At 72.5% G+C, this 21,907-nt stretch carries 25 protein-coding genes and 1 pseudogene; 8 read left to right on the top strand and 18 right to left on the bottom strand.

Translation table 11 applies throughout. The features are described 5' to 3' along the window. Positions 1-358: 358 nt before the first annotated feature. A complete protein-coding gene (locus tag ACIQZO_RS09755; protein ID WP_403622704.1) occupies positions 359-1,195 on the top strand; it encodes a CehA/McbA family metallohydrolase in 837 nt (278 codons plus the stop codon). On the opposite strand, the gene ACIQZO_RS09760 is transcribed toward ACIQZO_RS09755, so the two are convergent. The 9 genes from ACIQZO_RS09760 to ACIQZO_RS09800 form a co-directional block, all read right to left on the bottom strand. Next, positions 1,092-2,345: an alanine--tRNA ligase-related protein gene (locus tag ACIQZO_RS09760; RefSeq protein WP_403622707.1), complete on the bottom strand. Its 1,254-nt coding sequence runs from the start codon at positions 2,343-2,345 to the stop codon at positions 1,092-1,094. The two genes, ACIQZO_RS09755 and ACIQZO_RS09760, sit on opposite strands and share 104 nt — an antisense overlap. A gap of 292 nt (positions 2,346-2,637) precedes the next feature. Further along, positions 2,638-2,961 (bottom strand): divalent-cation tolerance protein CutA, encoded by a 324-nt coding sequence (gene cutA, locus ACIQZO_RS09765; RefSeq protein ID WP_403622709.1) that lies wholly within the window; start codon positions 2,959-2,961, stop codon positions 2,638-2,640. A 75-nt stretch (positions 2,962-3,036) separates the two neighbouring features. After that, positions 3,037-4,332, bottom strand: a complete 1,296-nt coding sequence (locus tag ACIQZO_RS09770) for a ClC family H(+)/Cl(-) exchange transporter (RefSeq protein ID WP_403622712.1) — start codon at positions 4,330-4,332, stop codon at positions 3,037-3,039. An 11-nt stretch (positions 4,333-4,343) separates the two neighbouring features. Beyond that, positions 4,344-4,958 carry a dihydrofolate reductase family protein gene (locus ACIQZO_RS09775; RefSeq protein ID WP_403622715.1) on the bottom strand — a complete coding sequence of 205 codons (615 nt, stop codon included), beginning with the start codon at positions 4,956-4,958 and terminating at the stop codon, positions 4,344-4,346. A gap of 73 nt (positions 4,959-5,031) precedes the next feature. Further along, positions 5,032-5,463, bottom strand: a complete 432-nt coding sequence (locus ACIQZO_RS09780) for a VOC family protein (RefSeq protein WP_403622718.1) — start codon at positions 5,461-5,463, stop codon at positions 5,032-5,034. Between the two features lie 128 nt (positions 5,464-5,591). Beyond that, positions 5,592-5,789, bottom strand: a complete 198-nt coding sequence (locus tag ACIQZO_RS09785; RefSeq protein ID WP_403622721.1) for a CsbD family protein — start codon at positions 5,787-5,789, stop codon at positions 5,592-5,594. Between the two features lie 111 nt (positions 5,790-5,900). After that, positions 5,901-6,938 (bottom strand): trypsin-like serine peptidase, encoded by a 1,038-nt coding sequence (locus tag ACIQZO_RS09790; protein WP_403622723.1) that lies wholly within the window; start codon positions 6,936-6,938, stop codon positions 5,901-5,903. Between the two features lie 8 nt (positions 6,939-6,946). Beyond that, positions 6,947-7,084, bottom strand: a complete 138-nt coding sequence (locus tag ACIQZO_RS09795; RefSeq protein ID WP_403622726.1) for a hypothetical protein — start codon at positions 7,082-7,084, stop codon at positions 6,947-6,949. Positions 7,085-7,246: 162 nt separating this feature from the next. Then, positions 7,247-7,921, bottom strand: a complete 675-nt coding sequence (locus ACIQZO_RS09800; RefSeq protein ID WP_403622729.1) for an O-methyltransferase — start codon at positions 7,919-7,921, stop codon at positions 7,247-7,249. Between the two features lie 71 nt (positions 7,922-7,992). Here ACIQZO_RS09800 and ACIQZO_RS09805 point away from each other — a divergent pair, with 71 nt between their 5' ends. Both ACIQZO_RS09805 and ACIQZO_RS09810 read left to right on the top strand, forming a co-directional pair. Then, positions 7,993-8,766: a TetR/AcrR family transcriptional regulator gene (locus ACIQZO_RS09805; RefSeq protein ID WP_403622732.1), complete on the top strand. Its 774-nt coding sequence runs from the start codon at positions 7,993-7,995 to the stop codon at positions 8,764-8,766. 30 nt (positions 8,767-8,796) lie between these two features. Next, positions 8,797-9,594, top strand: a complete 798-nt coding sequence (locus ACIQZO_RS09810) for a VOC family protein (RefSeq protein WP_403622735.1) — start codon at positions 8,797-8,799, stop codon at positions 9,592-9,594. 94 nt (positions 9,595-9,688) lie between these two features. On the opposite strand, the gene ACIQZO_RS09815 is transcribed toward ACIQZO_RS09810, so the two are convergent. The 3 genes from ACIQZO_RS09815 to ACIQZO_RS09825 form a co-directional block, all read right to left on the bottom strand. After that, on the bottom strand, positions 9,689-10,042 hold the full coding sequence (locus ACIQZO_RS09815; RefSeq protein WP_403622738.1) for a carboxymuconolactone decarboxylase: 354 nt from the start codon (positions 10,040-10,042) through the stop codon (positions 9,689-9,691). 90 nt (positions 10,043-10,132) lie between these two features. Further along, positions 10,133-11,053 (bottom strand): NAD(P)H-binding protein, encoded by a 921-nt coding sequence (locus ACIQZO_RS09820; protein ID WP_403622741.1) that lies wholly within the window; start codon positions 11,051-11,053, stop codon positions 10,133-10,135. Further along, positions 11,050-11,490: a nuclear transport factor 2 family protein gene (locus ACIQZO_RS09825; RefSeq protein WP_403622744.1), complete on the bottom strand. Its 441-nt coding sequence runs from the start codon at positions 11,488-11,490 to the stop codon at positions 11,050-11,052. Before ACIQZO_RS09825 ends, ACIQZO_RS09820 begins: the two co-directional genes overlap by 4 nt. Before the next feature lie 97 nt (positions 11,491-11,587). Here ACIQZO_RS09825 and ACIQZO_RS09830 point away from each other — a divergent pair, with 97 nt between their 5' ends. After that, positions 11,588-12,199, top strand: coding sequence for a TetR/AcrR family transcriptional regulator (locus ACIQZO_RS09830; protein WP_403622747.1), 612 nt, complete (start codon positions 11,588-11,590; stop codon positions 12,197-12,199). A gap of 9 nt (positions 12,200-12,208) precedes the next feature. Here ACIQZO_RS09830 and ACIQZO_RS09835 read toward each other — a convergent pair whose 3' ends face one another. Continuing rightward, entirely contained in the window at positions 12,209-13,225 is a 1,017-nt protein-coding gene (locus tag ACIQZO_RS09835) for a helix-turn-helix transcriptional regulator (protein ID WP_403622750.1), read from the bottom strand. Positions 13,226-13,379: 154 nt separating this feature from the next. Here ACIQZO_RS09835 and ACIQZO_RS09840 point away from each other — a divergent pair, with 154 nt between their 5' ends. Continuing rightward, complete coding sequence (locus ACIQZO_RS09840; RefSeq protein ID WP_403622753.1) at positions 13,380-13,898, top strand: DNA glycosylase AlkZ-like family protein; 519 nt, start codon at positions 13,380-13,382, stop codon at positions 13,896-13,898. Here the strand turns inward: ACIQZO_RS09840 and ACIQZO_RS09845 are convergent. From ACIQZO_RS09845 to ACIQZO_RS09860, 4 genes and pseudogenes are all read right to left on the bottom strand, one after another. Continuing rightward, positions 13,830-14,267, bottom strand: a pseudogene (locus ACIQZO_RS09845) (DNA alkylation repair protein); the annotation flags it as partial. The gene ACIQZO_RS09840 and the pseudogene ACIQZO_RS09845 overlap by 69 nt on opposite strands. Before the next feature lie 104 nt (positions 14,268-14,371). Next, complete coding sequence (locus ACIQZO_RS09850) at positions 14,372-14,668, bottom strand: SHOCT domain-containing protein (protein ID WP_403622756.1); 297 nt, start codon at positions 14,666-14,668, stop codon at positions 14,372-14,374. Between the two features lie 27 nt (positions 14,669-14,695). After that, on the bottom strand, positions 14,696-15,169 hold the full coding sequence (locus ACIQZO_RS09855) for a DUF6325 family protein (RefSeq protein WP_403622759.1): 474 nt from the start codon (positions 15,167-15,169) through the stop codon (positions 14,696-14,698). Positions 15,170-15,291: 122 nt separating this feature from the next. Then, on the bottom strand, positions 15,292-15,942 hold the full coding sequence (locus ACIQZO_RS09860; protein ID WP_403623370.1) for a GAP family protein: 651 nt from the start codon (positions 15,940-15,942) through the stop codon (positions 15,292-15,294). A 191-nt stretch (positions 15,943-16,133) separates the two neighbouring features. On the opposite strand from ACIQZO_RS09860, the gene ACIQZO_RS09865 reads away from it, so the two are divergent. From ACIQZO_RS09865 to ACIQZO_RS09875, 3 genes are all read left to right on the top strand, one after another. Further along, entirely contained in the window at positions 16,134-17,015 is an 882-nt protein-coding gene (locus ACIQZO_RS09865; protein ID WP_403622762.1) for a YhjD/YihY/BrkB family envelope integrity protein, read from the top strand. Positions 17,016-17,075: 60 nt separating this feature from the next. Further along, the gene (locus ACIQZO_RS09870) at positions 17,076-18,503 is read left to right on the top strand and encodes a DUF2252 domain-containing protein (protein ID WP_403623372.1); all 1,428 of its coding nucleotides are present in this window, start codon (positions 17,076-17,078) and stop codon (positions 18,501-18,503) included. 122 nt (positions 18,504-18,625) lie between these two features. Beyond that, positions 18,626-20,272 (top strand): MFS transporter, encoded by a 1,647-nt coding sequence (locus tag ACIQZO_RS09875; protein ID WP_403622765.1) that lies wholly within the window; start codon positions 18,626-18,628, stop codon positions 20,270-20,272. On the opposite strand, the gene ACIQZO_RS09880 is transcribed toward ACIQZO_RS09875, so the two are convergent. Continuing rightward, positions 20,267-21,571 carry a hypothetical protein gene (locus ACIQZO_RS09880; protein WP_403622768.1) on the bottom strand — a complete coding sequence of 435 codons (1,305 nt, stop codon included), beginning with the start codon at positions 21,569-21,571 and terminating at the stop codon, positions 20,267-20,269. The two genes, ACIQZO_RS09875 and ACIQZO_RS09880, sit on opposite strands and share 6 nt — an antisense overlap. Positions 21,572-21,907: the final 336 nt, after the last annotated feature.

Consider the following 21,907-nt stretch of genomic DNA (forward strand, 5'->3'; position numbering starts at 1 on the left):
TGGCGATCCGCCGGTTGGTGACGGCGGCGTCCAGGCCCGGTCGAACGTCGACGGCCCGGTGCGGCGGATCGTCGAAGCACAGCGCTCACTCCGGTAGCGAGGCCCCGGCGGTCCCGCATGGCTCCCCTCCCCCACCTGAACGGAGAGCACTGCTGTGCCCAGTGAACACCTCCCGAGCGAAGCTCCCGCCCCCGGCTCCGGCCCCTCCCCCGACCCCACACCCGCACCCGCACCCGGCGGGCACGTCGAGCGCCGGTCCCTGCTGCGATGAGGGGCCCTGCTGGCCGCGGGCGGAGCCGCCGCGCTGGTTCCCGCACCGATCGCGTACGCCGCGACCACGGGCGAGGGCAGCGATACGGTGACCACCACCTACCGGGGGCGCGCCCCGTACGGCAACGACCAGTGGGCGTACGTCGCCTTCGACGTCCCGGCACGAGTCCAGCGGATCTCCGTCGCCAGCACCCACGACGCCGCGGCCGGCATCCTGGACCTCGGCATCTTCGGCCCGTCCGGCTTCCGCGGCTGGTCGGGCGGCGCGCGGACCGGCTTCACCCTCTCCGCGGCGGACGCCACTCCCGGCTACGCGCCCGGGCCCGTCGAGCCCGGCGGCTGGTCCGTCATCCTGGGCCCGATGGTCGGCAGTACCGGCGGCATGGCCTGGCAGGTCGACGTCACGCTCCACCACGGGGACCCGCTGCCCCGGGCCCCGTACGACGTCCTGCCCGCCGCGGTGGCCGGACGGGGACCCGGCTGGTACCGGGGCGACCTGCACCTGCACAGCGTGCACTCCGACGGGCAGCGCACGGTGGACGAGATCGTCACGGCCGCCCGCCAGGAGGGGCTGCACTTCATCGCGACGTCCGACCACAACACCAGCTCCACCGGCGTGACCTGGCGCGGCAACGTCCCGACCGACCTGCTCGTCATCAACGCCGAGGAGGTCACCACCCGCCACGGCCACTGGCTGGCGGTCGGCCTGCCGCAGGGCGAGTGGGTGGACTGGCGCTACGGCCCCGCGAACGCCGGGGTGTTCGAGAGCCATGCCCGGCGCGTGCACAGTCTGGGGGGCCTCACCATCGCCGCGCATCCCCTCACTCCCGCGGCGGGCTCCTTCTGGGAGTTCGGCCTCGACCGCGTGGACGCGCTGGAGGTGTGGAACGGGCCGTGGACCCTGGCTCCTGCCGCAGGTTCGTGACCAGTTCGCGCGGCAGCCCATGGGTGTCATGGAGGTAGTGGAAGTCCTCCCGGGTCAGCGGGCCCCGGAACCGGGGGCGGGCGAGCACCTGCCGCCCGCGTTCCAGGAGCCGGCGGAACCGGTGCTCCTCCTCCAGCAGGATCCGGACCACGTCGCCGGGGGGCATGTCCTGCCGGAAGCGGTCCAGGGTGTGCCGGACCGGTTCGTCCGGCAGGGCCCCGATGCCGCGCGAGGGGTCGTCCCGCCACAGCAGGGTGAGCACGCGCCGCACCAGGCGTCGCAGTACGTAGCCCCGGCCGGTGTTGGCGGGGCGCACGCCGTCGCCGAGGACCACGACGGCCGAGCGCAGGTGGTCGCAGACCACGCGCAGCGAGGTCTCGTCCAAGGGCCACAGGGCCGGCACGACGGCACGCCAGGGGTCGAAGACGTCGCACTCGAACACGGACGGCTTGCCCTGGAGCAGGGAGGCGAGCCGCTCCAGGCCGAGGCCGGTGTCCACATTGCGCCGGGGCAGGGGCACGAGGGAACCGTCTTCGAGTCGGCGGTGGCTCATCGTGACGTGGTTCCACACCTCAACCCAGCGGTCGTCGCGGGTGGGCGTGGACCGGGGCGGGCCCTCACCGCTCCACAGGAAGATCTCCGAGTCGGGACCGCACGGTCCGACGGGTCCGTTGGACCACCAGTTGTCCTCCACGGTGAGCTCGACGGGCACCCCGCGGTCCTCCCACAGGCGCAGGGAGGCGGTGTCCGGCCCGGTCCCGGACCGTTCGTCGCCGGCGTGGACGGTGGCGTACAGCAGGCCGGGATCGATGCCGAGTCCCTCGGTGAGGAGCCCGTGGCCCCAGTCGAGACTGAGCGGGCCGTCGTAGTCGCCCAGGGACCAGGTGCCGAGCATCTCGAAGACCGTGAGGTGGGTGGGGTCGCCGACCTCGTCCAGGTCCGTGGTGCGCAGACAGCGCTGGACGTTGACCAGCCGCCTGCCCAGCGGGTGGGGGCGGCCCTCCAGGTACGGGGTCAGCGGGTGCATGCCGGAGGTGGTGAAGAGTACGGGGTCGCCGGGCGGCGGCAGCAGCGTCGAGCCGACGATGCGGCGGTGCCCGCGCTCCTCGAAGTACTCGACGAACGTGGTGACCAGGTGGTCGGTATTCATGGGGTGGCTCCTTCGCGTGACAGCGGTGGAGGCACCGGAGAACGGGACCGACCGGTCTCCGACCGGGGGCGGTATCGCGCCACGGCACAGCCGACGGACCGTTTTCCGGTCGCCGGGGAGAGGGAAGGGGAAAGTCAGGCGGCGGCAACCGGCGAGCTGGTCGCTCGCGCGGTCGCGGTGGTGCGGGGGCCGATGACGTTCATGCGGGTCACGATAGCGCGGGGCCGCCGCCGGGGCGCGGACATTTTCGCCGGCCGCCCCCATGGGCGTCGCCTGTTCCGGAGCGCCGGGGCTACTGCGTCCTGGTCTCCTTCACCACCCACGCCAGGTACTCCTCCGTGGCCTCGGTGGCCGGGAGAACGATCCACTGCGGCACCTCGTGCGGGTGGCGCTCGTGCACCCAGGCCCGCAACGCGCCGGCCTTCTCCGCGGTCGCCTTGAAGGAGAGCCGGTACTCCCGCTCGTGCTGCACGGCGTCCTTCGACCAGTAGAAGACGGTCATCCGTGCGTCGATGTGCACGCCGGCGGCCAGCCGGGCCTCCACCGCGGCCCGGCCGATCTCGTACGCCTTCGCCTCGTCGTCCACGGTCGTCTGCGCGATCACGATGCTCGCCACGTCACTCCCCTTCGATCGGGTCCGGCCACCCTACGACCGACGCCCCCACGGGCCGATCCGGTTGCATCAGGCCCGTCAGGCGCGTTCCAGCATCCGGCGGCGCAGGGTGTCGTAGAGGGGTGCGCTCCCCAGCCGGTCCGCGGTCACGGTCGCGGCGAAGCACGCGACCAGCAGCGGCAGCAGGAGCACGCCGGCACCCGTCATCTCCACGGCCAGGACGGCGCCCGTGAGGGGTGCCCGTACGACGCCCGTGAACACGGCGGCCATTCCCACCACCGCGAACGCCGCCGGGCCCGCCGAACCGGCCGGCAGCAGAGGGGAGACGAGCGCGTGGGTGAGCACGCCCCACAGGGCTCCGAGGGCCAGCAGCGGAGCGAACAGCCCGCCGGGCGTCACGGCCGCGTAGCTCAGCGGACCGGCCACGAACCGGACGGCGAGGCAGACCACCAGCGCCGCCACCGTCAGGTTCCCGCCCGTCAGCAGACGCTCGCTCAGCCGGTCACCACCACCCGTGAGGAGGGGGTCGAAGGCCATCAGCGCACCGACCCCGGCCCCGATGACCGCCGCGCGGGCGACGAGGGGCACCCGGGTGAACCTGTCGCACACCTCCAGTGTCCGTACGACCAGGGCGCTGTACGCGGCGCCCAGCGCCCCGGCCGTCATCCCGGACAGCAGGAAGACCGGAAGCATCCACAGGGGCGGAGCCGGGAGGGCCGGCAGCGGGAAGACGGTCCCGTCACCCACGATGAGCTGCGCGCAGGCCACCGCCGTCACGGTGCCGGCGAGCGTCAGGAGCACCAGCCGGGGCCGGACGGTCCCGGTCACCTCCTCGCAGACGAACAGCAGACCGCCCAGCGGAGCGGTGAACGCGACCGCCAGGCCCGCCCCGCCGAGCGCCGCGTGCAGCATGCGGGCGTCCTCGGGATCCGTCCGGCCGCGCCGGCCCGCCGCGGACCCGATCGCCGCGCCCATGTGGACGATCGGCCCCTCCCGTCCCAGGACCAGGCCCGAGCCGATCGCGATGACGCCCCCGACGAACTTCGCGGGCAGCAGCCGGGCCGTGCGGGCCTCTGCCTCCTGCCGCCACACGGCTTCCACATGCTGGATCCCGCTGCCCGCGGCGTGCGGGACCCGCTGGGCGATCAGGCACGCCACCGCGGCGCCCGCCGCGGTGAGGACGACGGGAATCAGCCGGCCGACCGCTCCCAGGCCGGCCGCGACCTCCAGAACCGAACCGCGCAGCATGTCGGCGTGCTCCAGGCACCACCGGAACGCTCCGCCGACCAGCCCGACCGCGACTCCCGCCAGCCCCGCGACCACGAAGGCGAGGCCGGCCCCGCCCCGACCGGGCCGAGGGCGGGCAACGGGCATGCGGGGCACCCCTAGTGCTGGGGGAGGTGGGTCTTGGCGTCCTCGTACGTGCCCTCGCCGGGAGCGGCGGCCACGGCGTAGAGGAGGTTCAGCACGCCGGTCCGGAAGGTCTCGGCGGACAGCAGTTCCAGCGGGACCGGCGGCGCGCCCTCCTCGAAGAGCCGCAGGCCGCTCCGCACGGCGATGGGGTGTACCAGGAGGTTCAGTTCGTCGAGGAGCCCGGCGGCGACCAGCCGGCGTACGACGGAGACCGAGCCGCTGATCCAGACGGGTGCGTCCGTGCTGGGGTCGTGCTTGAGCGCGGTGACCGCCGTGGTGAGTTCACCGGTGAGCTGTTCGGAGTTGCGCCAGGTGAGGTCGAGCGGGCTGTTCGACACCACGATCTTGCGGGCGTCGCCGAGCACCTTGGCGAAGGGGGCGTCCTCTGTGCCCGCCGCTTCCCGGTCCGGCCAGGCTCCCGCGAAGCTGTCGTAGGTCCGGCGCCCGAGCAGCAGGGTGTCGGCCCGGCCGAGGGTGGCGTCGACGGCCGCCCCCATCTCCTCGTTGAAGTACGGGAAGTGCCACTGGTCGGGCGCCTCGACGACACCGTCGAGCGACATGAACAGCTGCGCCTTGATCTTCCTCATACCGGTCTCCGGGAGCTGGTGGTCGGTCCGTCCGCGTACGGCCCCATCCAAGGGCACGCGGCGCCCGGACGCCTCACGACTCCCCGGCGGGGCTCCCGGGGACCGGGGGTTCGGGTACCGCGGCGAGCACGAACGCGTGGCCCGCCGGGTCGGCGTAGCGGCGCAGGACGGTGCGGCTGCCCGACTGGCTGCCGTCGTCCTCGGCGCCCACCGGGCGGGCTCCGAGGGCCACGGCCTCGCGCTCGGCCTCGTCGAGGCACCGCTCCTCCACGAGGATGGACAGGTGGGCCTGTTGGGAGCCCTCCGGGAGCGGCCAGCTCGGCGGGACGTGGTCCGGGTCGCGGCGGATTCCGACCACCACGCCGGTGCGGCCGGTGACGAGGAGGAGCTCCCCGTCGCCCGGCGCCGGTCCCGTCGTGGCATCGAGCAGCCCGGCGTAGAACCGTGCCAGCAGCTCGGGCTCGGCGCTGTCGAGAACGAGGACGGTCGTCTTGGGTACGGTCATGCACCTCGTGTGCCCCGTCCCGGCTCCCGTACGCGGTACGTGCCCGGGGGCGCGGGGGCCGAACGCCGGGATGCGGCCCCGCGGCGGCGAATGCCGCGGGGCCGCATGCCGTACACCGACGGGCGGGGTCAGATCCTGTCGTGCTTGTCCCGCAGGGAATCCTGGACGCCGCGGGCACGCTTCTCGGCTTCGGTCATGGCTTCCTTCGCCTTGCCCTTCGCCTGGTCCATCTTGCCCTCGGTCTTCATCCGGTCGTCTCCGGTGACCTTGCCGACGGCCTCCTTGGCCTTGCCCTTGGCCTGGTCCATCTTTCCCTTGTCAGCCATGTGAACTCCTTGTTGTGGAAACCCTGTCGTGGACAAATTAGATGAAGTCGGACAATCTCGCACGGCGAGGCCGCCGGTCGGGTCGGGTCGGCAGGATCCCGAGGAGTCCAGCTAGGGGGCGGAGTCCCTGCTGACCGTGGCGTAGACGACTCTGGCCTCCTGGTCCAGGCGCGGTCCGGCGAGCCAGGTGGCCGATGTCGGGCCGATGGACGTGTTGCTGATCAGGGCGAGCGTGCCGTCGGGGCGCCGGGCGAACCAGCCACCGCCGGAGGAACCGCCCGTCATCGTGCACCCGATGCGGTACAGCGACGGCCGGTCGGGGCGCAGGGACAGCCGTCCGGGGCGGTCCTGACAGGTGAACATCCGCTCCCCGTCGAAGGGGTCGGCGGCCGGGTAGCCCCAGGCCCTCATCGCCGCGATCGCGGCCGTCGGCGGGGCGTCGAACCAGACCGGTACGGCCGCCCCGGCCGTCTCCTGGAGGGAGGCGCGGGTGTTCTTGCGGGCCACGTGCAGCACCGCGTAGTCGCCGGACGATCCGTCGCCGCCGGTGGTGGCGCCCTCGGCGATCCACTCCTCGGAGGTCGCGGCCCGGTCCGCCCACCAGGTGCCGAGGGGCGCGACGTCGGCCGTGCGGCTCGACGGGTCGGCCAGGCCGCGGTTGTTGTAGGAGGGCACGAAGACGATGTTGCGGTGCCAGGTGCCCCCCTTGCCGCCGTGGACGCAGTGGGCCGCCGTCCACACCAGGCTGGAGCGGCCCGGCCGGGCCGGGTCCTGGACTGCTGTCCCGGAGCAGACGCTCGGCCCGTCGGGCCCGTCGAAGAAGACCTTGCCCACCGTGGGGGCACTCGTGCGGTACGGGGCGCTTTCGGGGCGGGCCGGTACGGGTGCCGGTTCGGGGTCGGTCTCCCCCCGGTCGACGCCGAGCCCGTCCGCGACGGCACGGTCGGACGCGGCCGCGTCGGCCATCCGCTCCGGAGTCCACAGCCCCGGGATCACGGGGTTGGAGAAGCCGGGTACGGCCCGCCGGAACGAGGACGCGGCCTGCGTGGAGCAGGCGGTCGCGCCGCCGAGGAGGGCCAGGACGACGAGCAGGAGGACCAGGACGCCCGGACGTACGGCGCCCCGGGGGCGGCCGGAGTGCGCGCTCACGACGGCGCTCAGCCGCCGAAGCGGACGGACTTCGCGGCCGGGTTCCGGACGGCGGCCACGCCCTGGCCGCCCTCCGGCGCGAGGTCGCCTGCCGTCGGCCGGGCGCCGTTCTGCGCGGCACGGGTACGGGTACGCGTACGGAACATCGGAATCCCCTTGCTGGTTCGGTACGTTCGGCCGCCCCGCAGAGCCGCGAAACGTGGACACCCCGAACACGTCGCCCCGCCCCGGAGGGTTCGGCCGGACCGCCGCTTTGGCACCAGGGTGATGAATCCTGCACGGCCCGACGTCAGGAGGAGCGTCCCGGATCAGAGGCGGCAGCTGATCTCCATGCCCTCCTCCACGGGGAAAGTGACGCTCTGGTAGCCGTTGCGGGTGTCGCGGACGTGGTCGAGATAGGGCGCGAGGTCCTCCAGGTCGACGTCGTCGGCCACCACGAGCGCGCCGGGCGTCAGGTGTGGTTCGAGCAGGCGCAGTACGGGAAGGCACAGGCCCTTCCACCCGTCGAGGAGGACGAAGCCGACGGGGCCGTCGACTTCGGCGAGGGTCTCGCGGGCATCGCCCTCGAGCACGGTGATCAGGCCGTCGAGGCCCGTCTCGGCGAAGGTCCGCCGGGCGGCCGCCGCCTTGGCCGCGCTCAGTTCCGTACTGATCACGCGTCCCGTGCCGTTGTCCCGTACGGCGGCGGCGAGATGGAGCGTGGAGATGCCGAAGGACGTACCGAACTCGACGACGGTGGCGGGGCGGGCCGCGCGGACCAGGTTGTAGAGGAGCCGGCCGCCTTCGGCCGAGATCGGCATGTACACCTGCGCGTTGGCGTCGGCCTGCTCCTGCGGGTCGGTTGCGGTGAAGCCTTCGGGCCGGGCCGCCCGGATGCGGCTACTGGTCGCCTCGTCCCCCTCGGCCTGCCGGAACATCCGGTCGAGGGCGGAGGCGACGCGGGGGTCTTCGAGGGTGCTGACGGCTGTGCCGGTCGATGTCATGAAAACTAGACTAGACGCACCGTTGCGTAACGTCTAGAGGTTCTGGAATACCCTGGGCCCAGGAGGCAGACATGGAGCAAGGACGTACGACCGCCGGGGCGGCCGGGGCAGCCGGGCCGAGCGGGGCAGCCGGGCCGAGCGGCGCCGAACGGGCGGCGCGCCACCACGGGAACAGGCACGGCCGCAGCGAACAGGCCCGCCAGGCAGTGCTGGAGGCGGCCGACGGCCTCCTCGTCGAGAAGGGCTTCGGCGGTGTCACCATCGAGGGCATCGCCACTCGGGCGGGCGTGGCGAAACAGACCATCTACCGCTGGTGGAAGACGAAGACCGACATCCTCCTCGACGCCTTCCTCCAGGACGCGGCCGAAGCCCTGACCCCGCCGGACCACGGCGACCTGGCCCTGGACCTGCGTTCCCACCTGCACCAACTGGCCCTGTTCCTCACCCGGTCCGACGCGGGCGCCGTCTTCAGGGCCCTGATCGGGCACGCCCAGCACGATCCCGCGTTCGCCGCCGTCCTGCGGTCCGGGTACCTCGACGAGCAGCGACGGCGCGACCGCCTCCCGCTGGAACGCGCGGTACGACGCGGTCAACTCCCCGTCGGCCTCGACATGGCCGCGGAGATCGACCGGCTCGTCGGGCCGATCTACCACCGCGTGCTGGTGACGGCGGAACCCGTCGACCAGAGCTTCACCGACGGGCTCGTCGACGACCTCCTGCTCCGCCTCGCGGACGGAGCGACGCAACCGGGTCAGGGCCCGCGGCCCGGCGCACGACGTACCGCGCACGGCGCATCGCGGACCTCCGCGTCGACGGGCGACGGCACGTGTGCGGTGCCAGGCTGAGGTCGTTCCGGCCCCGAGAAAGGCATCGCCATGATCACCACTGACTTCGCCCCCGGTTCCCCCTGTTGGCTCGACCTCGGCACCCCCGACGTCCGCGCCGCCGCGGCCTTCTACGGCACCGTGCTCGGGTGGGAGTACGAGTCCATGGGCGAGGGCGAGGACACGGAAGGCGGCATGTTCCGCAAGGACGGCAAGGTCGTCGCCGGGCTCGGCAGGCTCACCGAGGAGGGGGCCCGCCCGGCCTGGATGATCTACTACAGCGTCACCGACGCGGACGCCACGACCCGGGCCGTGGAGCACGCAGGTGGCACGGTTCGGGTGGCCCCCCGGGACCTCGGCGAGTGGGGCCGGATGGCGCAGTACACCGACCCGCTGGGAGGAGAGTTCGCCGCCTGGCAGCCGGGCAGGAACGCCGGCGTGGAGCTGGTGGACGAGCCCGGCTCACTGTCGTGGACCGAGCTGTACACGACCGACGCGGCGGCCGCCAAGGAGTTCTACGGCGATGTGCTCGGCTGGCAGTACGGCGAGATGGCGATGCCCGGCGGCGAGGGCACCTACACCCTGATCACCCCCGCCGGACTTCCCGAGGAACGCATGCACGGCGGCCTCATGGAGCTGCCCGCCGAGCACCTGGCCCTCGCGGGCGGACGGCCGTACTGGCACCCGGTCTTCGCCGTCGCCGACTGCGACGCTGCGGTCGCGCGGGTCACCGGGAACGGCGGCAGCGTACAGATGGGACCGGTGGACGCGGAGGGCGTGGGCCGGCTGGCCGTCTGCCTCGACCCGTCCAACGCCGACTTCGTGCTCCTCACACCGGCCCGCGGCTGAGCGGGAACGAGCCGGCCGCGACCCGGGGCGCCCGGGTCGCGGCCGGCTCGTGCGCGATCGTCCGGAGCACGAACGGGCCCGTCGGCCGTGTGGATCAGGATTTGCGGCTCTCGGCCTCGGCGGTGGCCATGGCTTCGGCTTCGCTCTCGAGCATGGCTATGGCGACGCCGAACGCTTGGGCGATGTGGCCCGCGGCCGACATGACGCGCGCCGTGCCCACCACGGGGGCGATCGCGACGAGCACGTCCTGGAGCTGCTCGACGGTGAAGTCGGCCTTGACCGCGGGGCTGATGTGGGCGAGGTAGGAGATCGCCGGCGCGTCCATGGCCACGAGGGCGGCGATGCGGGTGGTGATGAGCGTCTTCTCGTCCATATTGCAGTGCTCTATGGAGTCGATGGTCATCGCGGCGAGCGTGTCGAGAACGGGAGCGTCAGACCTGGTGGCCATGTCGGATCCGCCTTTCGGTGCTGAACTGAGCCGGGCCCGTCACCCCTGACCGCGGGAGCGGGAGCAGGGTCGTGGGGGTGGGTTGCCGTTTCAGCGTAGGCGTCCCCCGGAGCCCGCGCCCGTTGGGCTCTCCGGGTGAACGGCGGCGGCCGAAGCGGCCGGAGCGCCGAGCTCGCGTTCGGCGACCGCCCGGAAGCCGTGCGGCGGGCGACCGGTGAGGCGGCGGACGGTGTCGGTGGTGCGGTCCTCGGACCCGCCGGCGATGTCCCGGTCCATCCCTGCCAGCATCGCGGCGAACTCGGGCGGGATGACCGCGGCCAGACGGTCGCGCTGGGCCTCGTAGGTCAGGTGGTGGTGGACGACCGGCCGGCCGGTGACGTCCGTGAGGATCGCGGCGATGTCGTCGTGACTGAGCGCTTGCGGGCCGGTGAGGACCAGGTCGGCGTTGGGGGCGCGGTCGTCGGTGAGGGCCCGTACGGCGACGGCGGCGATGTCGTCGGCGTCGACGAATCCGACCCGGCCCGCGCCGGCGGCGGTCAGGACGGCTCCGTCGGCGCGGATGCTGTCGGCGTGTGCGTGGGTGCCGGTGAAGTTCTGCATGAACCAGGAGGGGCGCAGTACCGCCCACTCGTCGAACAGGCCGGGCAGGGCCCGGTGTACCCGGCCCACCGCCGGGCCGCCCTCGGCGATCGCCGAGGAACTCAGGAGGACGGCACGGCGTACGCCCGCGGCGCGGGCCCGGTCGAGGAAGGGCAGCATGACCGCGGCCGGGTCCGGGTCGCCGACGGGCGGTACGAGGTAGACGCGGTCGGCACCGGTCACGGCGGCATCGAAGCCGGCGGGGTCGTACCAGTCGAAGCGGACCGGTTCGGCGCCCGGGAGCGGGCCGGCGCGGCGGCTCGCGGCCCTGACGGGCCGGCCCGCGGCGGTCAGCTGCGCGACGGTGCGGCTGCCGGTGGTGCCAGTGGCACCGATGACCAGGGTGACGCCGGTCGGGTCGATCGTACTCATCGGGCGCTGCTCCTCGCGGGATCCGTGGCGAAGTCCGTCCCGGCGTCCTGGACGGCGAGGGGGTTCCAGTAGTCGCGGTAGGAGGTGAACCGCCCGTCCTGGACGGTCACGACGGCGATGTAGGTCATGTCGAAGGGGTCGCCGGTCGCGACCACACGGCCCACTGCCCGCATCTCGACCACGATGGTCCGCGGGTCGGCGCTCTCGTGGATCCGCAGCTCGGGGAAGTCGTGCAGGTCGATGTGGTCGGGATAGTCGCGCATGTAGGCGGCGATGGCCTCGCGCCCTTCCAGCCGGCGGGGCCAACCCGGCGGGGCGAAGGGGAATTCCATGACTCCGCGCTCGGACCACAGAGCGACCCATGAGGCGATGTCCTTGTCCAGGAGCAGGCGCAGGCTGTGGCGGTACAGGTCGGGGGGTGAGGTGATTGCGGGCATGGCGGCTCTCCGTCCACTACGATACGGACCAGTGGTCCGCTTCTATCTTCGAAGATACGGACCGTCGGTCCGTATCGCAAGCCGGAGGGGCAGCACCATGACCGCCGAACGCAAGCCGCGCAAGGACGCGGTCCGCAACCGGGCGGCCGTCTTCACGGCCGCCGACACCCTCTTCGCCCGGTGCGGGAGCCCGGAAGAAGTGACCATGGCCGACATCGCGGCAGCGGCCGGCGTCGGCAAGGCGACGCTCTTTCGCGCCTTCGGCGATCGCACCGGGCTGATCCGCGCGCTGTCCGAGGCGCGGCTCGCACCGATCAGGGAAGCGGTCGAACAGGGCCCGGAGCCACTGGGCCCGGCCACACCCCCGCTCGAACGCCTGCCGGCCCTGCTCGACGCCGTCCTGTGCTTCAAGCTCGACAACCGCCACCTCGCGCTGGCGTTGGAGGGAAGCGGTGCGGACAGCCCCTATCGGACCGAACACTACGACCGGTGGCACGCGTTGGTCCGGGACCTGCTGCGGAGCATCCCCGGCCCGCCCGACAGCGACTTCACCGCCCACGCACTGCTCGCGGCCACCCGGGCCGACCTGGTCGCGTACCTGGCCGGCGAGAAGGGCGTACCGCGTGAGGAGCTGCGCGCCCAGCTGGCGGGCTTCACCGCCGCGGTCCTGGACGCCCGGGCCCGGCGGGCGGCGGGCGCCGGGGAGTGACCGTACGCGTCACGTCGCCCCGAACGCGGGTGGGACGGGGCCGGCAGCGGCAGCGGCGGGCGAGCTGCGGGCGAGCTGCGCGAAGGCCTCCCTCAGCTCGGCGGGCCGGACGCCGTGGACATCGGCGTCGAACCGGCCGATCGCCGAGGCCAGGCCGATCCACGACCAGGAGCCGAGGACCAGTCGGCAGCGCTCGGGTCCCAGCTCCTCCACGAGTCCTTCGGGGGCGTAGGGGGCGACGGAGGCCGCGGGCAGGTCCAGGATCGCTTCGCCGCGGCAGGGCCAGTCGGCCGGACCGTCGGATCCGCGGAACCTGCTGGTGATGAAGGCGGCCACATCGCCCCCTGGCAGCTCCCGCGGGGCGAAACGGGGGCCGGTGGGAGTGCGGGGCGAGATGCGGTCCACGCGAAAGGTGCGCCAGTCGTCGCGGTCGAGGTCCCAGGCCAGGAGGTACCAGCGGCTTCCCCGGGCGACCAGGTGGTGGGGCTGCACCCGGCGCCGGTTCACGGGGGCGTCGTCCTGAGTCGGGGCGGACGCGCCGGCCGGGGTGTGGTCGAAGCGCAGTTCCTCGCGCGCGTGGATGGCGGCGCCGACCGGCATCAGGACCTGGCTGTCGACCTGCGCCGGACGGGTGTCCGGCGCGGCGACGACGGTCACCCGGAGCATGTCGATCCGGTGGCGCAACCGGGTGGGGAGCACCTGGCGGAGGGTGACGAGCGCGCGCGCCGCCGCGTCCCCGAGGCCGGAGCCGGTCGCCGCGGCCGTCTGGAGGGCCACGGCGAGGGCGACGGCCTGGTCGTCGTCGAACAGCAGCGGCGGCAGCTTCGAACCGGCATCGAGCCGGTAGCCGCCGTCGGGCCCCTTGAAGGCCGCGATGGGGTAGCCGAGCTCGCGCAGACGGTCCACGTCGCGGCGGACGGTGCGCGCACTGATGTCCAGGCGCGCCGCCAGCTCCGCCCCCGGCCAGTCACGTCGGGCCTGCAGCAGCGACAGGAGCGCGAGCAGCCGCGCGGAGGTCTTCGGCACAAGGAGCATTCTGCGGGAGGTAGCGGACAGATTCCGTCCTCTACCGAGGGGAGTGTGGGGACACAGCGGCCCACCGCTCAACCCATCGAAGGCTGGGAGCCACCATGTCCCTCACGACGACGACCCGTCCGAACCTCCGGGGCGGTCCGGCCCGATGACCGTTCTCGACACCCGCTCCCTCAACCGTGCGACGCTCGCCCGGCAGCTCCTGCTCGACCGCACCGCCGCCCCGGCCGTCGACGTCGTCACGCACCTGTGCGGCATGCAGGCACAGGAACCGCAGGAGCCCTTCACCGGTCTGTGGACGCGCGTGCGCTCCTTTCGGCCCGTGGACCTGAACGATCGGCCCGACGCACCGCGCCCGGACCCCGACACCCCCGCGCCCGTCAGGTTCCTGCCGGCCTTCGACAACGCGATCCTGGGCTACCAGGACCGCACCCGGATCATCGACGACGCCCACCGCGGCCTGTCGGTCGCGGGCGAGCGCGTCGTGCTGGTCGACGGACGCGTCCGCGCGACGTGGTCGCGGTCCGACGACGCGCTCGTGGTCACCCCGCTGAGCCGCCTGTCCCCCGCGGAGCGCGACGCCGTCGACGAGGAGGGCCGGGCCTTGGCCTCTTTCCTGACCGACCACGCCGACGACCGGGTGCGCATCGAGGCCTGCTCGCCGTGAGGTCAGAGCCCAGCCGGCGCTCGCGACCACCGGATCCGGATCGGCGAACCAGGCCGCCCGCAGCTCCCCGGAGTGCGGGTTCTTCTTCACCACGTAGTTCACGAGCCAGGCCTGCACCTTGGGCGTGCGCGCCTCGCGCAGCATGGTGTCCAGCTCGTCGCGCCCGAACGCCTTCGGCCGGCAGATCAGGAGCGCCAGCAGGCGCGCCGCGCTGTCTCCCGTCTCCCAGAGCCCGCGGGCGAGGTCCTGCTGCGTCTTGAGCCGCTTCGTGATCGCGCGCAGCCTGCCGAGGTTCACACCGTGATCGTCACCGTGCTTCTCGTTCACCGCGCGCGCCTTCGGGTCCTCGAGCGCGGCCAGCTCGGCCATCACCTCGGCCACCGTCGTCCCTGCCACCGTCTCGGCCACCTCAGCCTCCCGTCCGTCACGTGCGGATTCACCCTATGACGGAAGGGGGCCTGCGCCCTGGCGCCCTATCCCAGCAGCCGGCGCTTCTGCTCCGCGAACTCCGTCTCGGTCAGCACGCCCTGTTCCTTGAGGGTACTGAGCTGCTTCAGCTGGTCGATCTTGGTGGTCATGTCGTCCGCCGGGGACGCGGCGGGCGGCGGGGGCGGTGCTGCCGCCGCCTGCTGTTGCTGCTGCTGTTCCTGCTGCTGCTGTTCCTGCTGGGCCCACCGGCCGCCCTGGCGGCGTGACACGCGGTTGGACACGGCGGTCGCGGTGCCCGCGATGACCGCGGTGCGGGCGACCCCGCGAAGAAGTCCGGGCATGATGCTCATCTCCAGGCTCTGTGGTCTTCACTCTCCGGCGGGCGGGTCCTCCAAGGCGTCCAAAGACGCCAGCAGGGCCTGCACGGGAATCCGTCCGGCGGCCACGAGCTGCGCTCCGCCGCGTCGCAGGGCACGGGCGAACGGCGCCGCCCAGGTGTTCTCGTACACGATGATCCCGGCAGCGCTCCCCGGTGCCAGCGCGCCGGCGGCGTCCTGGATGTCGCTGTGGTCGAGCAGGCCGGAGGAGGCGCCCTCGAAGACGGAGAGGTCGACCTCGCCGCCGAGGTCCTGGAGCTCCACCGCCGTCACCGTGCCGTCCGCCTCCTTGCGGATGAACGCGAAGTCGAAGATGCGGATGATGCCCCGGTCGACGAGATCGACGAGGATCGGGAGCCCTTCGCCCGTCATCCGGTTGCCCGGGAACTCGACCACGATGTAGTCGACCGGGCCCAGTTCGTCGATGTCACCGAAATCGGCTCGCGCCTCGGGCTCGCTGCTCATGGCAGCTCCTGTCGGAGAGGGGGAAGTTCATTTCATTCCAGCACGCTGCCCGCGCCCCCGCATGTCTGGCCGCCGGCCTTCGGCCCACCGGCCACCCGCACACGGGTGTGACACCCCGCGCGTCACCCGGTCAGCTCGTAGATGCTCTGCGCGGTCAGCCACAGTCCGAGGAGCAGGCAGACGAACACGATGGCCTCGTCCTTGTGGCCCTCCATCCACGCCCGCATCCGCAGCAGCCGGGCCTGGGCGGCCTCCGGTGCGAACACCATGTACAGCTCCGCGGCGAGCAGGCAGGAGCTGGCGAGCAGGCAGAAGCCCAGGAGCGCGAGGTAGGTGGTGGCGTGCGAGGTGTCGGCCTGGACCACGGTCGTCGCGCCCGCCGCGACCATGCCCCACGGCTGGAGCAGTACGGCCAGCCCCGCCGCGGCCCACGGCGAGCCGATGTCCATGCGGGACGGCTTCGGGGTGGTGTCCCGGACGGCCTTCGCCTTCAGACGGCGGTAGCGGTGCGCTCCGTAGACGACCAGCCACACCCCGATGGCCAGCTTGGCCGCGAGCGCCGCCACCCCGGGCGGAGAACGCGGCGCCGGGGGTTGGCCGCCGGTGAGCGCCAGCACGATCGCGATCACCGCGACGAGGTTGGCCAGCCAGGCCAGGATGAAGGCCAGCCCCTTCCACACCCCTCTGGGCGAGGACACCACGAGGATGAACGCCATCATGGGCAGCGGGTAGAGGGCGATCGCCAGCGCGATGAGCATGAGGTCGAGGACCATGGCGCCCCAATCGTGTGACGACATCCGACACTACGCACCACTGCGGGGGCCTACACCTTTTGCCCATCGAGATGCCGCCTCCGGCCGCGTCCACCAACCTGGACGCACACGAAGGAGACCGCCATGACGACGACCCGGCATCCGCCGCGCGTGCCGCACTTCGCTGCGCGCCGCTGATGCCGTCGGAGCGCATGGCACGGTGGCGCGCCCGCTCCCGGGAGGTGGCTGCGTCCGCCAGGGGGCTGCAGGCGCGGGCCGAGACCCGGTTCCCGGTGATCACGCACATCACCGAGCGCATGGTCGTCGTGAACATCTTCGACTCCGCCACCCGGCTGGCCGCCCAGTGCTTCCTGACCGCCGTACCCCTGCTCTTCGTCGTCGCCTCGTTCGCCCCGGCGGGCGTACGGGACCAGCTGGTCGATTCGGTCCGCACGATGTTCGGGCTCTCCGGTCAGGCCGACGAACAGCTCAAGGACGTGTTCAACGGATCCGGCGAGGACGACATCCGCAACGCGGTGGGAGTGGCCGGCGCCGTGATCGTGCTGCTGTCGGCCACGGCCGTGAGCCGGGCCATGCAGCGGTTGTGCAGACGGGCCTGGCAGATCCCGCGGTCCGGGACGCGGATCGCGATCTGGCGCTGGTTCGCCTGGATCGCCGCCTGGATGGTCCTGCTGATCGTCCAGGGCCCCGTGCGCGAGGGATTCGGAGCCGGTCTGTGGCTCGGGATCCCCCTCACGCTCCTGTTCCAGACCGGGGCGTGGTGGTGGAGCCAGCACCTGCTGCTGGGCGCGATGATCCGGTGGCCCCCACTGCTGCCCGGGGCCCTGCTCACGGCCGCCGCGATCACCGCGCTGTCGCTGGGCGCCCGCGTCTACATGCCGATCGCCCTCAACCGGTCGCTCGAGGCGTACGGGTCCACCGGCTCGGTGTTCGTCATCCTCTCGTGGCTGATCGTGCTCTGCGTGGCGGTCGCCGTGGGCATCACCACGGGCGCCGCGCTGGCCCAGGAGCCGTACATGGCCCGGCGGCTGGGCAGCCCGCTGCCCGGCAGGCCGCGTGAGGAGCGCCCCTAGAGGGTGAGTGCGATGCTGGGAGACGGGGCCCCGGTCGCCGAAAGGTGCACAGCGATGACGATGCGCGACACGACCGCTACCGCGAATGCGAACGGCGGCGGATCCGGGCTCCCGGCCGAGGACCGGGCCGCGAGCGGCCGGGCCGCCCGGGCGCGGACGCCGAGATCCGCCCACGGGGACTTCGAGCCTTCGTCCCACCGCGCCGATCCGGTGGACGTCATCGAGCGGCAGTCCGCCACCCGGGTCCAGGAACTGGTGCCGATCCGCTACGGCCGGATGGCGGAGTCGCCGTTCCGCTTCTACCGGGGCGCTGCCGCCATCATGGCGGGCGACCTGGCCGACACCCCCGACTCCGGGATCCACGTCCAGCTCTGCGGCGACGCGCACATGCTGAACTTCCGACTGCTCGGCTCCCCCGAGCGCAACCTCCTCTTCGACATCAACGACTTCGACGAGACGCTGCCCGGGCCGTGGGAGTGGGACGTCAAACGGCTCGCGACGAGCCTGGTCATCGCCGGCCGGGAGAACGGCTTCTCCGACCGGGAGCGCGCGGAGATCGTGCTGTCCGGCGTGGGCTCCTACCGTGAACAGATGCGCACCTTCGCCGGGATGCGCCATCTCGACGTGTGGTACGCGAGGGTGGACGAGAGCCACCTCCAGGCGCTGGCCGAGGGCTCGCTGCACACCCGCGGCCGCAAGAACGTGTCCGAGGCGCTCAGCAAGGCGCGCGGGCGAGACAGCCTGCAGGCGTTCGAGAAGCTCACCGAGGTCGTCGACGGCAGTCGGCGCTTCGCCGCCGTGCCGCAGCTGATCACACCCTTCTCGGAACTGCTGCCGGACCAGGAGCGCGGCGCGCTCGAGGACCAGATCCGGGAACTGGTCGGGCGGTACGCGGACAGCCTCCAGACGGACCGGAGGTACCTGCTGCGGCAGTACTCGATTGCCGATATGGCGCGCAAGGTGGTGGGCGTCGGCAGTGTCGGTACGCGCTGCTGGATCGTGCTGCTCCTGGGCCGCGACGGCGAGGACCCGCTGCTCCTCCAGGCCAAGGAGGCCGGTGAATCGGTGCTCGCGGCGTACGCGGGTGCCAGCGAGTACGCCACCCAGGGCGAGCGGGTGGTGGCCGGCCAGCGGTTGATGCAGGCCGCGAGCGACATCTTCCTCGGCTGGCAGACGACGCACGGGTTCGACGGCTTCGAACGGGACTTCTACGTACGCCAGCTGCGCGACTGGAAGGGCATCGCGGAGCCCGCCCGGATGGTGCCGCGCGGTATGCGGGTCTTCGCCGGCCTGTGCGGGGTCACCCTGGCCCGGGCGCACGCCCGCTCCGGCGACCGGATCGCGATCGCCGCGTACCTGGGCCGCGGTGACGCCTTCGACCGGGCGCTCGTGCGGTTCGCGGAGAGCTACGCGGACCGCAACGAACGCGACCACCAGCAGCTGGTGGACGCCATCACGTCCGGCCAGGTGACCGCCGTCGCGGCCTGAGCCCGACCGCTCGGCCGGAGCCCTGCGCCGTCTGGGCCGGACCGGGCCGGCGCTACGGCCAGTCGGCTGAATCGGCGGGCGAGGTGCCCGGCCGCCTCCGACGGCCGTGGCACGCTGCGCCCATGACAGCAGCGAAGGCGGAACCGGCCGGGGCGGCGGGGAACCAGGGGAACACGCGGCTCATCCTGCTGACACTCGCCGCCGGGCAGTTTCTGATGGCCCTGGACAGCTCGGTCATGAACGTCTCGATCGCCACGGTGGCCGAGGACATCGGCACCACCGTGAGCGGAATGCAGGGCGCGATCACGGCCTACACGCTGGTGATGGCGATGCTCATGATCAGCGGCGGCAAGGTCGGCGCGCTCATCGGCCGCAAACGGGCCTTCATGATCGGGTGTGTCGTCTACGGGTGCGGATCGCTCACGACCTCGCTCGCCCCGAACCTGACGGTCCTGCTGCTGGGCTGGTCGTTCCTTGAGGGCGTGGGAGCGGCGCTGATCCTGCCGGCGATCGTGGCACTCGTCGCCTCCAACTTCGACAAGGAGCAACGGCCCGCCGCCTACGGCCTCGTCGCAGCGGCCGCAGCGGTGGCGATCGCGGTCGGACCCCTCATCGGCGGTGCGGCGACCACCTTCTTCTCCTGGCGCTGGGTGTTCGCCGGGGAGGTCGTCATGGTGCTCGTCATCCTGCTGCTCGCCCGCCGGATCGCCGACGCGCCTCCGGAGCACCGGCCGCGGATCGACGTACTCGGCGCGATCCTGTCCGCCGCGGGCATCGGCCTGTTCGTGTTCGGGGTACTGCGGACGAGCGAATGGGGCTGGTTCCGGCCCAAGGCGGGAGGCCCCTCCTGGTTCTCCCTCTCGCCCGTCGTCTGGCTGGTGCTGGCCGGGCTGATGCTGGTCTGGCTGTTCTTCCGCTGGGAGACGCGCCTGGTGCGGCGCGGTGTCGAACCGCTCGTCGACCCGGAACTCCTGCAGAACCGGCAGCTCACCGGCGGGCTGACGATGTTCCTCTTCCAGTACCTCGTGCAGATGGGCGTCTTCTTCGTCGTCCCGCTCTACCTGTCGGTGGCGCTCGGCCTGTCCGCCCTCCACACGGGCGCGCTCATCCTGCCGCTCTCCATCACCCTGCTCGCCGCCGCGATCGGGGTGCCGAGGTTCCGTCCGAACGCCTCGCCCCGGCGCGTCGTGCGGTGCGGAATCCTGGCGATGTTCGCCGGCGCCGTGATCCTGATGGCCGCCCTCACCCCGGATTCCGGCGCGGGGGTCGTCACCGTGCCCATGCTGCTCATCGGACTCGGGATCGGGCTGCTCGCCTCCCAGCTCGGGGCCGTGACCGTATCGGCCGTGACGGACGAGCAGAGCGCCGAGGTCGGCGGCATCCAGAACACGGTCACCAACCTCGGCGCCTCGATCGGCACCGCCGTCGCCGGGTCGATCATGATCGCCGTGCTGGCGGGGTCGTTCCTCGCCACCATCGACCAGAACCCGGCGATCCCGGCCGAGGTCAAGAACCAGGCGCACACCGCTCTCGCCGGCAGCGCCCCCTTCCTGTCGGACGAGCAGCTCACCACGGCCCTCGAAGAGGCGGGCACGGATCCGGTGGTGGCACAGGCAGCGCTCGACGCGAACGAGAAGGCGCGGATCGACGGCCTGCGGGCCGCGCTCGCCATCCTCGCTCTCGCCGCCTTGGTCGCGCTGTTCTTCACCCAGCGCATCCCGGCCGCACAACCGGGCGCCGCACGCGACCCGGCCGGCGCCCCGTCATGACGGGTGCGGACTCGGGGTCGTCCCCTCGACGGGGGCGTTCGTGTCCTCGGCGAGGAAGTCCGTGACCGCGAGGGCGAAGAGCAGGGCGAGAGCCAGGCCCACGACCACCCAGCCGGTGGGGTAGGACCACAGGACGTAGACGAGGACGGCGATCGCCACCAGGCCCCAGGTGAACCAGGCGCGGTGGCGCCGGATGAACGGGCCGACCGGGCCGGTGCGCAGGCCCATCCGGTCGGCCGTGGCGCGGGTGGCGACGATCCCGGAGTGCCAGATCTGACGGGCGGCCGTGGCGTACTTGCCCGGGCCGGAGAGCCAGGCGGCGAGGGCGATCACGATGCCGAGGACGACGACCATGCGGATCGTCGTGCGCAGCAGGCGGATCATCGCGTCGTAGACGGAGCCGGCCGCGGCCTGGGAGACGGTGTCCGGGAGCGCGTTGAGGTAGACCGTACGGAAGACGGTCAGGCCGAGACCGAGGACCGCGACGGCGAACGCGACCGCGAGGGCCGCGGTGACCAGGATGCGCCGCCGGTGCGCGGAGAGCAGGACGCCCGCGGCGACGAGCAGTACGGCGAGGATCGGCAGCCACACGCCGGCGAGCTGGAGCAGCCGGAAGCCCGTCTTGACCCGGCCGATGTCGTTGGACTGTACGACGGTGAAGTCGGTGTGGATCTCGGGGATTCTGGCCGCGACGCCCATTCCGGCGTCCACGAGCCGCGTTTTGACCTGCTCGATCACCGGTGCGAGGTCGATGGTGACCGCGTCGTTCTTGATCTCCACCGCGCCGTCACCGCTGCCGGTCAGCGCCTTGACGAGCGAGGTGTGGATGGTGCGATTGGCGTTGGTCCAGATCGTCTCGAACTGGTCCGAGGCGATGACGTCCTGCGCCTTCTCCTTCACGAAGCTGCTGACCGCGCCCTCCAGTGAGCCGCCGAGCTTGCCCAGCGCCTTCTGGAGCAGCGGGCGTTGCTCGGGGGCCACGTCCTCCAGCAGGGTCGCGAGGTCGAGGTGCTCCATCAGGGCGCCGGTGACGCGGTTCGCGGCGGCCGCCTGCACATCGGGGTCGGAGGCCAGCGGGGCGACCGTGGAGACGTAGCGGTCCGTGTTGCCCACGATGCCGGAGGTCCAGGACGCCACGATGCCCAGGGGGGCGAGCACACAGCCGATGATGATCAGCAGCGCGGACAGCAGTGACTTCGTCCGGTGCTTCGGCGGGGTCCGCCTCGCGGCCTCCGATTCCAGGGCGGCGACCCTGGCGCGCAGTACCGCGAGTTCGCCCGCGCTCTCGTCACCCTGCATGGCTGACCTCCTCAGGGGTCGGGAGCCGGGGATCCCGGAGGATCGGTGGATGACGCTGAAAGTGCGCCGGGACAGGCGGTGGTGGCGGCTCTCCTTGCCCCCACAGCCTGCCCCAGCCCGCGCCGGGCGGCATCCGGTACTCGGCCGGACGAATGAACGCGGCGGGGTGCGGGATGCACCGGAAGGGGCGGGGCGGGTTCGGTGCACGCAGCGCGCCGCCCGCCGCCACTCGGCGAGGAGGGCCGACGAGGAAATCGGTGCGCAGTGCGCAGTAGCGGTGTGCGGGACGTCCGAACGAGAGCGGACCGTCGGGGGAAAGGGGAGTACCCACCTCTT

Origin of the sequence: Streptomyces sp. NPDC097617, from assembly GCF_044761485.1 — a bacterium.
Classification (GTDB): domain Bacteria; phylum Actinomycetota; class Actinomycetes; order Streptomycetales; family Streptomycetaceae; genus Streptomyces.

Coding starts and splice junctions, on each gene's coding strand:
- ACIQZO_RS09760 (WP_403622707.1), bottom strand. CDS start 2,345: ATGAATACCGACCACCTGGTCACCACGTTCGTCGAGTACTTCGAGGAG.
- ACIQZO_RS09770 (WP_403622712.1), bottom strand. CDS start 4,332: ATGCCCGTTGCCCGCCCTCGGCCCGGTCGGGGCGGGGCCGGCCTCGCC.
- ACIQZO_RS09775 (WP_403622715.1), bottom strand. CDS start 4,958: ATGAGGAAGATCAAGGCGCAGCTGTTCATGTCGCTCGACGGTGTCGTC.
- ACIQZO_RS09780 (WP_403622718.1), bottom strand. CDS start 5,463: ATGACCGTACCCAAGACGACCGTCCTCGTTCTCGACAGCGCCGAGCCC.
- ACIQZO_RS09785 (WP_403622721.1), bottom strand. CDS start 5,789: ATGGCTGACAAGGGAAAGATGGACCAGGCCAAGGGCAAGGCCAAGGAG.
- ACIQZO_RS09795 (WP_403622726.1), bottom strand. CDS start 7,084: ATGTTCCGTACGCGTACCCGTACCCGTGCCGCGCAGAACGGCGCCCGG.
- ACIQZO_RS09800 (WP_403622729.1), bottom strand. CDS start 7,921: ATGACATCGACCGGCACAGCCGTCAGCACCCTCGAAGACCCCCGCGTC.
- ACIQZO_RS09805 (WP_403622732.1), top strand. CDS start 7,993: ATGGAGCAAGGACGTACGACCGCCGGGGCGGCCGGGGCAGCCGGGCCG.
- ACIQZO_RS09810 (WP_403622735.1), top strand. CDS start 8,797: ATGATCACCACTGACTTCGCCCCCGGTTCCCCCTGTTGGCTCGACCTC.
- ACIQZO_RS09815 (WP_403622738.1), bottom strand. CDS start 10,042: ATGGCCACCAGGTCTGACGCTCCCGTTCTCGACACGCTCGCCGCGATG.
- ACIQZO_RS09820 (WP_403622741.1), bottom strand. CDS start 11,053: ATGAGTACGATCGACCCGACCGGCGTCACCCTGGTCATCGGTGCCACT.
- ACIQZO_RS09825 (WP_403622744.1), bottom strand. CDS start 11,490: ATGCCCGCAATCACCTCACCCCCCGACCTGTACCGCCACAGCCTGCGC.
- ACIQZO_RS09830 (WP_403622747.1), top strand. CDS start 11,588: ATGACCGCCGAACGCAAGCCGCGCAAGGACGCGGTCCGCAACCGGGCG.
- ACIQZO_RS09840 (WP_403622753.1), top strand. CDS start 13,380: ATGACCGTTCTCGACACCCGCTCCCTCAACCGTGCGACGCTCGCCCGG.
- ACIQZO_RS09850 (WP_403622756.1), bottom strand. CDS start 14,668: ATGCCCGGACTTCTTCGCGGGGTCGCCCGCACCGCGGTCATCGCGGGC.
- ACIQZO_RS09855 (WP_403622759.1), bottom strand. CDS start 15,169: ATGAGCAGCGAGCCCGAGGCGCGAGCCGATTTCGGTGACATCGACGAA.
- ACIQZO_RS09860 (WP_403623370.1), bottom strand. CDS start 15,942: ATGGTCCTCGACCTCATGCTCATCGCGCTGGCGATCGCCCTCTACCCG.
- ACIQZO_RS09865 (WP_403622762.1), top strand. CDS start 16,134: ATGGCACGGTGGCGCGCCCGCTCCCGGGAGGTGGCTGCGTCCGCCAGG.
- ACIQZO_RS09870 (WP_403623372.1), top strand. CDS start 17,076: ATGCGCGACACGACCGCTACCGCGAATGCGAACGGCGGCGGATCCGGG.
- ACIQZO_RS09875 (WP_403622765.1), top strand. CDS start 18,626: ATGACAGCAGCGAAGGCGGAACCGGCCGGGGCGGCGGGGAACCAGGGG.
- ACIQZO_RS09880 (WP_403622768.1), bottom strand. CDS start 21,571: ATGCAGGGTGACGAGAGCGCGGGCGAACTCGCGGTACTGCGCGCCAGG.